A 337-nucleotide genomic window follows, 5' to 3' on the forward strand; every position below is an offset into this window, starting at 1 on the left:
GACCGACACCGACGTGAGGCGACCTATCGGGTCGTAGGCATACGTGATGTCGTCAGCGGACGCCGCCATCGGCAGAATCGCTATATACGCCACTGCACCGGCGCTCGCCGTTCGCCGCACGCATTCCAGCCCCCGCTTAGCTGAGGCATAAAAACGAGCACCTCTCCCCCCTGAAATATTTGCCATCGATATCCTTATTATTGAATTAGCTAGCGTTATAAACGCCTTATACGATACCGAAGCCTAACGCGGATAACTATCAGACCGGTCTATATTTAAGTAGTATGTCTCCTACGCCCTGTAGGGCTCTTCTCGTATTGAGCTATCAGCATTTCAG

The 337-nt window shown here is 52.2% G+C and carries 1 protein-coding gene; it reads right to left on the bottom strand.

Annotated features, from left to right (window positions below):
• On the bottom strand, positions 1–186 hold a 186-nt coding region (locus EN874_RS34175), incomplete at its 3' end, for a hypothetical protein (RefSeq protein ID WP_210238599.1).
• Positions 187–337 lie beyond the last annotated feature (151 nt).

This window comes from Mesorhizobium sp. M1D.F.Ca.ET.231.01.1.1 (assembly GCF_003999155.2).
GTDB lineage: Bacteria > Pseudomonadota > Alphaproteobacteria > Rhizobiales > Rhizobiaceae > Mesorhizobium.